Below are 13,075 nucleotides of genomic sequence, written 5' to 3'. Positions count from 1 at the left end.
CCTCTTTTGTAGTGTTCACCCGTCAACGAAGGATGCCGGCAATACGTGGCGGAGCGGCCGCCGCGCCTTCTCTTGGGTGATAGGAATGGCACATTGCACAGCTGGACGGAACGTCCGCGGTCAGAGAATCCTCACCTTCGTGGCAATCGCGGCAGGTTTCCATCTTCGGCAGCAGCAGATCGGTGGCCGTGGACGATCCGCTGGCGGCATGGCAGCTGGCGCAATCTTCCTGCACGTGGGCGGCGTGATCGAACCAGCCGTGGATGAAATAGCGATTGCGCTGCGTCACAGGGGCGACCGCCAGCGTACCTTCCGCCGGATTGCCGGGCAGGTGACATTCGCCGCACAGCCCATCCTCATCCATCGCGGTGGAGCGCAGGACGGCGGGTGAAACGCTGGTGAAATTGCCGTAGTAAATGCCATTCTCGGCAAAATCGCCGGGACGGCGGCGGCCCGTGGAAACAGGGCGGCGCGGGGTGCGGTCGGCAGCGGCAAGGTCTGCCTCCACCTGATCGATATCGCCATGGCTGAGCGTGCGGAAGGTGGTGCCCACCCGGTCATAGACGAGGCTGTGGCAGCTCTCGCAATCCTCCTCCATGTTCACCGGCAGGAAGCGCGTGCCATCGGCGGTGGGGGTGTGGCAGTCGGAACATTCCAGCACGTTGCCATAGCCAGCCGAGGCGCTGAGGCGCCGCGCCATCTGCGCCACGCCGCCATCATCCTCCAGATGCATGTCGTGCGGGAAGCGCAGGCCATTCCAGTCCATCGGATTGGAAGCGAGCGACACTCGCACCGCCTCGGCAGCATTCTGGTTGGGCAGGACCATCGCCTTGAACTGCGGATGCAGCGTGCCGAAATCGCGGGCGTTGCCCAGCGCCGTATCGGTCAGCCGGCTGTCCAGCGTATCATGGCAATCGGAACAGAATTGCTGCGAGGTCGGCTCCATCCGGCCGGCGCCTTCATGCTCTGTATGGCAATCGGTGCAGGCGCCGGGACCGGGCTTGCCGAAAGCCTCGGCAATATCCCACAGCAAGGCTTCGCCGCCCTCCGGCTGGTGCATGCCCACGGACATGCGATCGGCAACCGCGTGATCGGCAATGCCTTCGTGGCATGACAGGCAGGTCTGGTCGGTCACCGCCTGGAACGGTTCGACGTGGCAGGATTCGCAGCTATCCTCCAGCCCGTGATGGACAGAGGACAAGGCGCCGGTGCGCCAGCTTGCATCCATCAGCACTGCGCCTTCCCCTTCCAGTTCGGGCCGTTCATCGGCGCGGGTAAGATGGGTGAAGATCGGTATCGCCAGGAAGGCCACGAGTATGGCAGCCAGCGCGCTCCACGCCATGACGCGCTTGCCCGGCAGCGTTCCCGCCAGCGAGAAGCCGCGCAGGCGATCCTTCGCGCCGCCGTCGTCATCTTCGGCCTGGCGCACGGTGATGGTAAGCTTGCCATCCTCCATGCTGAATTGCAGGCGACTGGACCCCAGGCTGAGCTCTGCCCCCTTGTCGGCATTGACGGTGGCGGACTGCACATGCCGCCCGTCCACCGCGAAGCCCAGCGTCCCGACCGCTTCCAGCTTGAACGAGCCGCCGGGAGACTGGGTGATGCGGACATGTTCCTGCTCCACCGCCAGATCGGGCAGGTGGATGGTGTTGCCGGAATCGCGGCCAATGGTGATCTGGTCAGCGCTCTCTTCACGCTCACGCACGATCTCGCGACCGGCGGCGGTGAAATCGATGCTGCGAATGCGGAAATCCATGCTTCGTCTCACCAGTAATAGAATACGCTGACAATATGCGCGGTCAGCGCGCCAAGCAGCGCGATGGTGACCGGCACATGCACGTATAGCCAGATTTCAAGCAGAGCCTTGATCCGCATGTGGCGGCGGATCTGGTCCAGCTGGGCCTTGCGCTTGCGCAGCAGGGACAGCACCTTCTGCTCGGCCGGATCAACGCCATTTTCAGGCAATTGCGCCAGCGCCCCTTCGGTGCGGCAATTGCGATAATTGCCGGACAGGCGGGCGCGCAGGCCGAAATCGAACGGGTCCTGCTCCAGCGCGGCAATCACCAGATCGGCATCTTCGCGGCCCAATGGCTGCGCGGCAGCTTCAAGCTGGCGATCGATCGCCGCCACCGCTTCCAGCATCTGCGCCTGCGTCATCTCGCGGCGGTTGTTGGAAAGGCTGGCGGGCAAGGTCGCATAGACCGAAATCCCGTAAATTCCCGACAGAATGACCACCATCATCAGCGCATAGGCCAGCGTATGGACGTTCCAGCCGAACTGGAAACCGGTATGCAGCGTGGCAATCACGATCAGCGACAAGCCAAGATAGACATGCGCGCTGGTCCACGCCTTGAGCGACCACTTGCCCGGGCTCATCCGCCGCTTGCGCACTCCCAGCAGGGTGAGCCACAGGATCAGCAAGGCGCCGATGGTGCCCAGCGTATAGCCATACCAGGTGCCGCCATTGGGGCGCGGCTCCACATCGGCGAAAATATAGCCGACAATCGCCACCAGGCTGATGAAGGTCGCAATCTTCATCCAGCGCATGCGCTTGTGCGACAGGAAGCTTTCGTGATCGCTCTGCCGTTCGCGGCGCGGGTTTTCGTCTTCGGCGATGCTGGCCATCAGTCGAGCCCCCCTTCCTTGGTGACGGAGAGGAATTTTTCCGGCGCAACGCGAATGGCGGCGCCGGTGGGGCAGGCGCGCACGCAGGCCGGGCCGCCATCAATTCCCAGACACATGTCGCATTTGATCGCCAGCTTGGCCTGGCCTGCGGGCGCATGTTTCTTGCGCCAGTCATAGCTCGCCTCACCCGGTCCCGGCCCGGCCCCGAACAGCAGCCAGCTGAGCAGGCCCGGCTTCTTGGGCGGCTTGGCATCCATGCGGATCACGCCGTAGGGGCAATTGCGCTGGCAATTGCCGCAGCCGATGCAGGTATCGTCGATGAACACCTCGCCATCGGGGCCGCGCTTGATGGCATTGGGCGGGCAATCGGCCATGCAATGCGGATGTTCGCAGTGACGGCACGATGTCGGCACGTGCAGATGGGCATAGGTCCGCCCCGCTTCACGGTCGAGCCGCGATAGCCCCTCGTGACTGTCGGCGCAGGCCTTTTCGCAATTGTCGCAGCCGACGCACAATGTCTCGTCAATCAGCAGCACGTCGGTGGCTTCACCCAGGCCGTTGTCGATCAGGAATTGCGCGGTTTCGGAATACATGTCCGCAGCCGAGCCGAAGCTGTCCTTGCGCGCTTCGACAAAGGCATTGGTCTCTCGCCGTCCGGCCATGTCCGCCAGCGCGCGTTCCCGCACCCTGGGTCTGGCATCGAGCAGGGCGTTGAACAGCTCACCCGGGAAGCGCACGACCTGTGATTTGATCGCCGCCTTCACCGTGGCGGATCGCTTCGATCCGTCGATCACCGCCATTTCACCGAAATAGGACCCGGCAGGGAGGTAGGAGAGGAAGATCGGCTTGCCGCCGATATCCTTCTCCACGATCATGGAGCCGCGCCGGATGACATAGATATCCTTGTCGTCCGCGCCTTCCTCGACAACCTTCTGCCCGGCGCGCACGTCCACCACTTCGGCCGCTTCGACCAGCGGCGCCACGTCTTCGCGCGTCAGGCCCGATCCGAACATTTGCAGCAATTGCCGCTCAATGCTGATCTGGTTCACCACCCGGCCCGCGCTGGGCACGGTGGCGATCAGTTTCAGCGCTGCCGTGCGCGACAGCTCAACCGCCACCAGCGGCTCTGCCGCGCGGATGGTGGCGCCGCGGCGACGGCCCGAAATCAGGCCCACTTCGCCGAAGATCGATCCTTCCTCGATCGGCACGGTGATCGATGGATCGGCCGGATTGACCTCCACCGCAACAGAACCCTGGGCGATGGCGAACATCGATGATCCCGGCTCGTTACGGGTGAACACGACTTCACCCGGCGCATAGGAATGGACCCGCGAATCGAGCATCAGTTCGCGCAATTGCAGCGGCGACAGCTCCTTGAAGATGGAGACATTGCTGCCGATCACCTCAAGCCAGTCCTCAACCGAGCGACGCCCCGGCAGGCCGGCGAATTTCTCTTCCAGGATCGGCTGGTCAGCGGGCTTGAGATCGACATTCCCGTTGAGGAATTCGACCACGTCATAGCCCTGGTTCATGCAGTGCTTGATCAGCGGATAGCCAGCCAATGCACCGATCACGAAAATGCCGTCCTTGGTGGTTTCGAACGTGGGCGTCAGCGACGGGAAGGCATCGCGCTCCTCGCTGCTGAAGGCCACCCCGATGGCTTCCACGAAGGCGCGCGGCGGCTTGGAGCCGGTCCGGGCGATGATCCGGTCGCAACGAATCACTTCCTCACCATCGCGCGTATCGAGCACCAGCTCACCCACGCGCACTTCGGACGGGGAGGTTTCGCGGCGCACCGAAATGCGGCCATCGGCCTCCGCCTCTTCCAGCAATTTGACGTTCGCACCCTTTGCGCGGGCGAAGGAATCGCCGCGATTGAGGATGGTTACACGGTTGCGCTGGGCCGCATCGGCAGCCAGGCCAAGAGCGTTTTCAATGCCCGCATCGCCCGATCCGATGACGGTGATATGTTCGTCAAAATATTCACCCGGGTCGTCCAGCTGATACTGGATATGCGGCAGGTCACCGCCCGGAATCCGCAACAGGTTGGGGTTGCCCTGGGTGCCGATGGCAAGCACCACATTTTCCGCCAGGATCGGTTCCGACCCCTTGATTTCTATGGTGAAATTGCCCTTTTCACCAGTGATCGCCGCGACCTCCGCATTGTAGCGGACGGACACCTTGTTCTCCTCGATCTGGCGGTCCCAGATGTCGAGAATGGTCTCCCTGCTCCCGGCATCGAAATCCAGGTCAGCGCGCAGGACAAGGTTGGATGGCGTGGCCATCACATGCTTGCCCTTCTGATATTTGAATATCGTGTCCGAGAGGTGATCTGTCTTTTCGATCAGGACATGCGTCATGCCCAGATGCGCGGCATGAGCCGCGGCACTAAGACCCGCTGGCCCGGAACCAACAATCGCCACTTGAACCCGGTCTGGACTAATTGCCATTCCTGTCCCCCCAAAACGGCTTATGCCCTAAAGCGCATGCATTGAAAACAGGCCGAAGCGATGCTTTTGTGACATGGGCAATATTGGCCGTAGTAAACTCACTTCAGGGGGACATTTTGGAAAAAAGTCGCACAGCTGTCTGGCGCAGGCCCGTATTCATTGCCTTGCTTGCAGCGCTGATCCTGGCTGCCGCCGTGGGTTGGCGCATGTATTCCAATGCATGCGATGCGCTTTCCGGCGACGATCCCGCAGCCGGGGACATGTCCGTTCCGGTGTCGCTGGAGGAATTGCGCGCCGCAGCTGAAAATGCGCCCGACGATGCGCAGGCATGGCAGCGTCTGGCCTTTGCCTATTTCACCTCCAACATGTTTCCCGAAGCTGTCGAAGCCTATGAAAAGGCGGTGGAAATCGCGCCCGATACCAGCGTTCTGTGGTCATCGCTGGGCGAAGCACGGGTGATGGCCAGCACCGGTGATCCGCTGCCCGAGGAGGCGTTGCAGGCCTTCCGCCGGGCACTGGAAATCGATTCTGGCGATCCGCGGGCACGCTATTTCATGGCTGTGGAAAAGGATCTGGCAGGCGATCATCAGGGCGCAATCGGAAACTGGCTGGCCCTGCTGGCCGATACGCCGCCCGGCGCGCCGTGGGAGAACGACCTTGTCCGCACGATCGAACAGGTCGGCACCTTGCGCGATATCGAAGTGGGTGATCGCATCGTCCAGGCTTCCAGAACGCGCGACCTGCTGCCGCCCTCTGCGCAGACCGCCACCGCCATGGGAGGCATTCCGGGGCCGACGCAGGAACAGCTCTCCGCCGCATCGTCGATACCCCCCAGCCAGCAACAGGATATGGCCGAAAGCATGGTGGCCCGGCTGGCTGCAAGGCTGGAAGACGATCCCTCCAATGTCGATGGATGGATCATGCTGATGCGCAGTTACATCACGCTGGACCGGCAGGACGCCGCGCGCACCGCATATCGCAGTGCACTGCAGGCCAATCCGGCAGCGAGTGCGCAGCTGCGGGAGGCTGCCGAGACGCTTGGCCTCCAGAATGCCCAATGAAGTCCAATGAAATGGCTGATTCCCGGCATTTCGCAGCAATGCGACGTTGCTTACCTGCCGCGATAGGGTCATAAACAACCGCAAGGGGTCGCACGAAAATCGTGCGTGATAGATGCGGGTGTTACCGGAAATAGGGGCCGGGTTCGCATTTCAGATTGCACGATAGAGCTCTTGCGTGGGCCGCGCCTTGCATGGCGCAGGCCCATGTCCGGGGTGACCGCATTGGGGAAGGACGGGCAAATACACGTGAAAAATTGGCAGCAGGAGTCGGTCGCAGCTGATCGGATCGATTCGCCTGGGCAGCAAAGCTCCCATTCCCGCATTCTTGCTTTCGGAGCAGGCCTTGCCTTTGCCGCCGGGATTGTCAGCATTTCGCCGGCGCAGGCGCTGGCGCAGGCCAACCCGGCAGCACCGCCTTCCAGGGATGAGCTGGTTCCGCCGCAGGCCCAGCCCGAACAGCGGCGCAGCACCACGCTGACAATCGACGGGGAAATGACCCGCACGCCCTGCGCGCTCGACAACCCCGATCTGGGCGATATCCGCGTCACGCTGAGCCAGGTCAGCTTCACCGGTGCCGAACTGGCGACAGACGTTGATCTGGCACCATCCTATCAGGCCTATCTTGGCCGCGAGCTGCCGATTTCTGTGCTGTGCGACATTCGCGCGCAGGCAACGGCGATGCTGACCGATGCCGGCTATCTGGCCGCGGTGGAAATTCCCGAACAGCGCCTTACCGGCGGCGCGGCGGAATTTCGCGTGGTACTGGGCCGCCTGACCGCGCTGCGCGTGCGCGGCGACGGCGGGCCGTCAGAAGGCTTGCTGGCAAGCTACCTCCAGCCGCTGGTCGGGCAACCGGTCTTCAACACCAGAGATGCCGAACGATCGCTGCTGCTGGCCGATGACATTCCCGGCCTGGATGTGCGCCTTGCGCTGCGCCCCGCCGCAAATGGAGCGCCCGGTGATCTGATCGGCGAGGTGGCCGTGCTTCGGCGCAAGGCATCTGTCGATTTCAATATCCAGAATTATGGCTCCAGCGCGCTCGGGCGGTTTGGCGGACTGTTGCGGGCGGAGATATATGACCTCACCGGCCTGGGCGATCGCACCACGCTGGCGGTCTATTCCTCGCATGACTTCTCCGAACAGCGCACCATCCAGATGGGCCATGATTTCATGGTGGGATCGGATGGGCTGTCGCTGGGCGGCAATCTGACGCTGGGGTGGACCCATCCCACGCTCGGCATTGCCGGTTTCGATGTCAAATCGGAAACCGTCTTTGGCAATCTGCACGCCAGCTATCCCTTCCTGCGTACCCAGCAGCGATCCGTTTACGGCAGCGTTGGCGTGGACGTTGTGAACCAGGATGTGGAAATCAACACGCTGAACCTTTCGCGCGACCGCGTGCGTACGGCCTTTGCGCGCATCGGTTATGTGGAAACCGACCTCGATTCCATCGCCCGGCGCGGTGGCTATACGCCTTTTGAACCGCGCACCCGCCTGTCTGCCAATGTGGAATTGCGCCAGGGCCTGAGCATATTGAAGGCCAATGACGATTGCCGCACCACGCCGCTGGCCTGTGTGGCGTCGGGCCGGGTCCCCAGCCGGATCGAACAGGATCCCACGCCAATGCTGCTGCGCGGCGAAGTGCAGATGGAATATCGCCCGGCTCCGCTGGTGACGATCGCGCTCGACGTGGAAGGCCAGTTCAGCCGCGATCCCCTGCCTGCATTCGAGGAAATGTCGGGAGGCAATTATTCGATCGGACGCGGGTATGATCCGGGCAGCGTCAATGGTGACAGTGGCTTCGGTACATCGCTGGAATTGCGGTACGGATCGCTGATACCCGCCAGTCTCAACAGCTTTGCCCTGCAACCCTATGTCTTCACCGATACCGTGACCGTGTGGGATCGCGATCCCAGCATCAGGGCACTCAATCCGGACAGGCTGTCCTCGATCGGCGCGGGCCTGCGTTTCACTCAGGGGCGCGGCGTACAGGGTGATTTTTCAATAGCGGTGCCGCTGCGGAAGACCGATGCACAGACCAGTCGCGGCGATGTGCGCGTGCTCTTCTCGATTACCGGGCGCCTGCTGCCCTGGAGGTTCTAGGATGACGAAGATGACCAACAGAAAATCGCTGCTGCTGCGCAGCTGTGCAGGCGCCGCGCTGGCACTGGCGCTGACCGTTGATCCGCGCGCTGCGGCAGCCCAGGCGTTCCAGGCCATCCCGGATTCAGTCAACGGCAATGTGACGTTCGATCGCAACGTTCCGGGGGTGGATACGATCACCGTCGATGATCTGGATGCGGTCATCACCTGGGTCCCCTTCACCGATGGCCAGGGCAATGCGCTGACCTTCCTGCCCAACGGCAATACGGCGATTTTCCAGGGGGTTCCCGGCGCCACCAATTTCGGCGTTATCAACCGCATTCTCCCGGCTCCCAATGCCAATATCACGGTGATTGACGGCGCGGTCATCTCGCAATTGCAGGACATCTCGCTGGCCACCTCACCGGGTGGTTTTGTGGCCTTCTATTCCTCCACCGGCCTGCTCATTGGCAGCAATGCCACTTTCGATGTGGGCGGCCTGCTGCTCACGTCCATCCAGCCGGACTCGCTTGCCTTCCAGCAGTTCGTGACCGGCACGGGTTCGATGAACCTGAATGGTGTGAGCAATGATAGCTCGCTCGTCCAGATCGACCCGGGCGCCACGATCACGGGCACGGCAGAAGGCAGCGTATTTGCAGTCGTGGCACCGCAGATCGTGATGAGCGGCACGGCGGATATCAATGGCTCGGTCGCCTATGTCGCCGCACAGGATGTCACCCTCGGCGTCTCCAACGGCCTGTTCGACATCGTCATTCCCACCGGCACCAATGTTGCCAATGCCATCTACCATGACGGAACCACCACCGGACCTTCCAGTCTGGGACCTGGCGACAACCATGTGATCTATGCTGTGGCCCAGGCCCAGCAGAACCCGATCAACATGTTGTTCCTGGGCAATCTGGGCTTCCTGCCTGCAGCCAGCGCATCGATCCAGAACGGGGAAATCATCCTCAGCGCGAACTATGAGGTTTCCGGCACGCAGGTGCTGAACGATCTGACGACCGCATCCACCAAGAGCGATCAGCAGAGCGATATCTTTGTCCAGAATGCCACCATTACCAGCGATATCTCGGTCCACAGTTCAGACTATGCGGTGATTGCCGCAGGCGGTGGCTTGTCCACCATCACCGGCAATGTGTTCGTCTATGCCCGCAATGACGCCGAAGTGGTCTCCGGCGCCGATTCTGTCTTCAACATAACTGGCGATGTGACCGTTTCTGCCAGCACGATCGGCAATTCGATTCCGTCCGTGTCCGATCCCCTGCTGCTCAATGCCAATGGCGGAGTGGCGCTTGTGGGAGCGGATTCGGCCGGGTCGCTTACGATCACCGGCGATGTCTTCATCAGCGCCAACGCAACGCCGGGTGACGACAGCGCCGCCCTGATATTTGGCGATGCCGTGGCGGGATCGGCCGAGCTATACTCCGACAGTGCCGACGTGCAGATCAACGGTTCGGTCTTCCTTGATGCCAATGCCCTGGGACCACAGCGGCCCGGCAACTTCAATTCCGGCGGCGGCGGCAGCGGCGGCTTGGCTTATATTGACGCGCAGAATTTCGGTACGCTGACGATTACCGGGGACGCCAGCGCCAGCGCCAGCGGCAATGCCGCAACGCTGCTTGGCACAGGTGACAGCAATCCTGTTGGCGATGGCATCGGGGGAACGGTGCAGGTCTTCGTTGGCGGCCTGTCCAACGGATCATCGCTTCAGATTGGCGGCAATGCCACGCTCATCGCCAATGGCGCCGGTGCAGCCAGCGCCAGCCCTGTTGGCGGCAATGGCCTGGGCGGGACCGTGTCCCTGTCCTCGCTGATTGATGGCCCGGGTGTGACGATAACCGGCACCACCTTGATGACTGCCGATGGTTTTGGCGGTGACGCGGTAAATGGCACCGGTGGAATTGGATTTGGCGGTCAGGCCACAGTTGCGGCCAGCAGCCAGGGCAACCTTACACTCAACAATGAGCTGACGATTCAGGCCAATTCCACTGGCGGCACAGGCGTTACCGGCGGAGAAGCCAGAGGCGGCAACAGCGGCATTAACCTGTCCAGCGGCGCGGTGGTCAGCCTCACCGATGTCATCATGGACGCCACAACCACGGGCGGTGACGCCACCAATGGCGTTGCAGGTGACGGCCGATCCGGTCTGGTGAGTGTTATTGCAACCGGTGGATCAAGCCTCACGATCAACAGCAGCCTTTCCGCCAGTACCCTGTCATTCGGCGGCAATGCCACCGGCGGCGACGGTGGCCGCAGCCGCAATGCGACCGAGTTCGAAAATATCCTGATCACTGCCGACAACAGCACGATCGATGCATCGCTGGCAACGGTGGATATTTCCCTTGGCGGGGCAGGCGGCAATACGCAATCATCGGGATTTTCCGGAGGGGATGCCACCGCCGGTGCCAGCCTTGTTGATGCCAGGAATGGCGGCGACATAACCATGAACACCGTGACCACCACCATCGAGGCCTTCGGCGGGTCCGGGCCGTTTGCCCAGGGCAATACTGCATTGGGTGGTAGTGCCCACTTCAGGGCGACCGGCACTGGCTCCACTCTGGATGTGCTCAACGGCTTCCTGGTCACCACTTCAGCCATCGGCGGAGATACCAATGGCGGAACGGGCATTGGCGGCCTTGCCGAAGGTGGCAGCGCAACTGTCGAGGCGGTCAACGCCGGCGCGCTGAACCTGTCTGACACGATACCTTCGCTCATCAGCATCAGCGCGACCGGTGGCGGCTCCAACGTCGATGGCGGCAGTGGCGGCAATGCGGTGGGCGGCGATGTCACCCTCCAGGCCACCAGCGGCGGCACGTTGGGGGCGGGCGTGATTTCGCTCAGCAACCTGACCTCGGGCGGGGACAGCATCAATTCCGGCTTCAACATTACCGGCGGCAATGTGACTGCCGGAACAGGTTCGGTGGTTTTCGCCGGTCCCAGTTCCCTGCTCGATGGCGAGATTTCCCTTTCCGACAGCGCCCTTGGCGGTGAAGGCAGCGGCACAGCTGCCGGGGGCAATGCCACCAGCGGCGCAGTCAGGTTTACTGCCAACGGCGGGACGATCGACCTGCTTGGCACGTCAATCGCCAGATCGCTGGCGGTCGGCGGCGACGGTGACACCGGCGGCACGGCCACAGCCGGACTGGCCGCAGGCCTGGGTCAGAACCTGGGCACTGTGCAAATCCTCGATGGCACCAGCCTGACTTTTGAAAGCACGGCGCTGGGCGGCACCGGCGTAACCCAGGGCGGCAATGCCATCGCTGGCAACGCCGATGTTCAGATTGACAATGCGTCCCTGCTGGGTGGCGATCTCACCATCCTGTCCTCCGCCACTGCCGGTGCCGACACCGGCGGATTTTCAGGCGGCGGATCTGCGGTCGCAGGCGGCGCATCATTGACGGCCAGCAACGCGGCGACTGTCGATCTCATCCATCTGTCCCTGACTTCGAACGCAACCACCGCCCCTGATGGTTCGGCCATTGGCGGCGTTGTGCAGGTGCAGGCGAACGGAATTGGCACTGTGATCGGCAGTGCACTGATCGATTTCGAGACTTCGGCTTTCGGGGGAACGTCCTCCAGCAGCGGAACATTCTTCCTCGATGCGCTGAGCGGCGGCGTGATCAGCGCCGATGATTTTGTCGCCGATGCGCTCACCTCGGTTGGTCTTGGCAGTAGCGGACAATCAGGCCTCAGCGCTCAGAACGGGCAAATCCAGATCCTGAATACCGCCGTGATCAATGCCAACGGGCCATTGCTGTTCCAGACAACGACAGGCGGACTGATCGTGGGCGGGACCAGCCCGTCTTCGCTGTCTGCCTCATTCGATTTCACATCCAGTGGTCTGATCACCATCAGTGGTGACAGCGATGTCACGCCAACATTCGGCTCGCTGAGCCTGAGCTTCACGTCGAATGACATCGACATCCTGCCCAATACGAGTTTTGGCGCGCCAACGCTTTCGTTCACCTCCACCAACACCAGCAGTTCGGCGATCATCGGCGGAACGATTTCTGGCCCCGGTTACACGATCACCCAGGCTGAATCCGAAGCGATTGAAGGGGACAACATCAGCTTCTTCGGTGCGGCCACCACCGGCGGGGACACTTATGATGTCCAGCTGCGCGATCTGACAATCCTCGGATCGCTGGATAGCGGTATCAGCTCTCTCAGCATCTTCAGCGATGGTTCGATGGGCATTGTCGGCGCGCTGCACTACACATCGGCCGACTTTACCGATCAGCTGAACCTTTATGCCCTGGGCGAACTGACGATCGAACTGCCGACCGGCTCCATCACAATGGACAATGGGGCAGTCAGCGGTTTCGCATATACCGGCACCGTCTACATGTTCGGCGAACAGCTGTTTGCTGCCACCGGTGACGTGTTGCCGGGCATCCGGGCAAATCCCGATGATCCGGCTCTTGCCCTTGTACTGGGCGATGATGGCGGTGCCAGCGTGGTAACCAATTACCTGTCCGCCAACACCGTCAGCCTGGAAGCAGACAGCCACATATTGATGCAGAATACCGGCGCTGCCGGCACGCTCGGCGGCATTCTTGTCGGCCCGGGCGGATTGACCATTCGCCAGTTCTCGGATTCAATGGCCACCACGATGCGCACCATCGCCTATGGCATGCAGGACCTGGGCAGTGGCACGCTGGTGACCAATGATGACTTCTTTGCCCTGGTCGATTTCGGCACTGATGTGGTCAATGAGTTCACACCAGGTTCGACCTTCAATGACTGCGATATCGTGAACAACAGCTGCGTTGCACCGCCGCCACCGCCTCCACCTCCGCCCGTGGTAACGCCGCCGCCTCCACCTCCGCCCGTAGT

The 13,075-nt window shown here is 62.1% G+C and carries 6 protein-coding genes; 3 read left to right on the top strand and 3 right to left on the bottom strand.

What is annotated here, in order from left to right; all coding sequences use genetic code 11:
* Positions 1-22: 22 nt before the first annotated feature.
* The 3 genes from GRI32_RS09910 to GRI32_RS09900 are packed head-to-tail and all read right to left on the bottom strand — an operon-like array spanning position 23 to position 5,075.
* Positions 23-1,756, bottom strand: coding sequence for a cytochrome c3 family protein (locus GRI32_RS09910; RefSeq protein ID WP_160591804.1), 1,734 nt, complete (start codon positions 1,754-1,756; stop codon positions 23-25).
* Between the two features lie 8 nt (positions 1,757-1,764).
* Complete coding sequence (locus GRI32_RS09905) at positions 1,765-2,625, bottom strand: hypothetical protein (protein ID WP_160591802.1); 861 nt, start codon at positions 2,623-2,625, stop codon at positions 1,765-1,767.
* Positions 2,625-5,075, bottom strand: a complete 2,451-nt coding sequence (locus GRI32_RS09900; protein ID WP_160591800.1) for an NAD(P)-binding domain-containing protein — start codon at positions 5,073-5,075, stop codon at positions 2,625-2,627. The genes GRI32_RS09905 and GRI32_RS09900 overlap by 1 nt, the downstream gene beginning before the upstream one ends.
* Before the next feature lie 206 nt (positions 5,076-5,281).
* Between GRI32_RS09900 and GRI32_RS09895 the strand changes: the two genes are divergently transcribed.
* The 3 genes from GRI32_RS09895 to GRI32_RS09885 form a co-directional block, all read left to right on the top strand.
* Positions 5,282-6,136, top strand: coding sequence for a tetratricopeptide repeat protein (locus GRI32_RS09895; RefSeq protein ID WP_160591798.1), 855 nt, complete (start codon positions 5,282-5,284; stop codon positions 6,134-6,136).
* A gap of 246 nt (positions 6,137-6,382) precedes the next feature.
* Positions 6,383-8,239 carry a ShlB/FhaC/HecB family hemolysin secretion/activation protein gene (locus GRI32_RS09890; protein WP_337190197.1) on the top strand — a complete coding sequence of 619 codons (1,857 nt, stop codon included), beginning with the start codon at positions 6,383-6,385 and terminating at the stop codon, positions 8,237-8,239.
* Positions 8,240-8,249: 10 nt separating this feature from the next.
* Positions 8,250-13,075: beta strand repeat-containing protein (locus GRI32_RS09885; RefSeq protein ID WP_160591795.1), on the top strand; the 4,826-nt coding region annotated here is incomplete at its 3' end.

Origin of the sequence: Alteraurantiacibacter aestuarii, from assembly GCF_009827405.1 — a bacterium.
Taxonomy (GTDB): Bacteria; Pseudomonadota; Alphaproteobacteria; order Sphingomonadales; family Sphingomonadaceae; genus Alteraurantiacibacter; species Alteraurantiacibacter aestuarii.
Note: the sequence above shows the minus strand (reverse complement) of the source record. Positions and strands in the feature narration are given on the sequence as shown.